Here is a 236-nt window from a genome sequence, read left to right as displayed (position 1 = left end):
AGCTTCACCGCTGGCACCAACGCTGACGGCTACTACGCCATCTCCGGCAACAACGTGGTCCTGACCGAAAAAGGCGCTGACTTCGTTAATGCCGGCAACCAGTTGCCGAAGATCGACCTGACCGTTACTGACGTTGAAGGCCTGGACTCCACCGGTACCGGTCAACCGACCGTGACCCTGGTTAACGATGTTCCGGTGATTGCTGTCACGCCGACCACCATCGTCGAGAACACCGC

Annotated in this window: 1 protein-coding gene; it reads left to right on the top strand. The window is 58.9% G+C overall.

The window, feature by feature from the left end; all coding sequences use genetic code 11:
- Positions 1-236: hypothetical protein (locus AOA61_RS31060; RefSeq protein WP_158234774.1), on the top strand; the 236-nt coding region annotated here is incomplete at both ends.

It is taken from the genome of Pseudomonas sp. 2995-1, assembly GCF_002742505.1.
GTDB classification, from domain to species: Bacteria; Pseudomonadota; Gammaproteobacteria; order Pseudomonadales; family Pseudomonadaceae; genus Aquipseudomonas; species Aquipseudomonas sivasensis.
The sequence above is the reverse complement of the archived record's forward strand: the minus strand, read 5'-3'. Positions and strand labels throughout refer to the sequence as shown.